Annotated in this window: 1 protein-coding gene; it reads left to right on the top strand. The window is 64.0% G+C overall.

The window, feature by feature from the left end; translation table 11 throughout:
* On the top strand, nt 1-634 hold a 634-nt coding region (locus tag ACK4TH_RS12780; protein ID WP_409626986.1), incomplete at both ends, for a transposase.

Raw genomic sequence — 634 nt, 5'->3', positions numbered from 1 at the left:
GCTGAGTCGCAAGGCGGGCCGCTACGCTCATGCACGCCAGTTTCGGCGCATGCGCCGCACCCTCAAACGCCAGCGCACCGTCGTGGGCCGGCTGCTGCGCGACATCGAGCGCAAGTTCGCAGGTCTGAGTGGCGTGGCCGCTGCAGTCAAAGACAGCCTGCAGACCACCCTGACGCGGGCAGCGCAAATCGTGATGCAGTCGGCCAGCAAGAAGGCCAAGGACGGGGCACCGAAGCTCTACAGCTTCCATGCCCCCGAGGTCTCGTGCATCAACAAGGGAAAGAGCAAGCAGCCCTACGAATTTGGCGTGAAGGTGGGCATTGCCAGCACCGTCAGGGGCAACCTCATCGTGGGTGCAAGGGCCTTTCATGGCAACCCCTACGATGGCCACACCCTCAGTGAACAACTGGAGCAAGCCAGCATCCTGATGCAGGACACGGGCGTCAAGCCCACGACGGCCTTCGTAGATCTGGGCTATCGGGGGGTGGACGCCGACAACCCCGATGTGCACATCGTGCACCGGGGCAAGACCAGGCGGATCACGCCTGAACAACGAGAGCTGCTCAAGCGGCGCCAGGCCATCGAGCCCATCATCGGCCACCTGAAGCAGGACCACCGCATGGGACGGTGCCAC

Source organism: Tepidimonas sp. (assembly GCF_046292505.1).
In the GTDB taxonomy this organism is placed as follows: Bacteria; Pseudomonadota; Gammaproteobacteria; order Burkholderiales; family Burkholderiaceae_C; genus Tepidimonas.
Note: the sequence above shows the minus strand (reverse complement) of the source record. Positions and strands in the feature narration are given on the sequence as shown.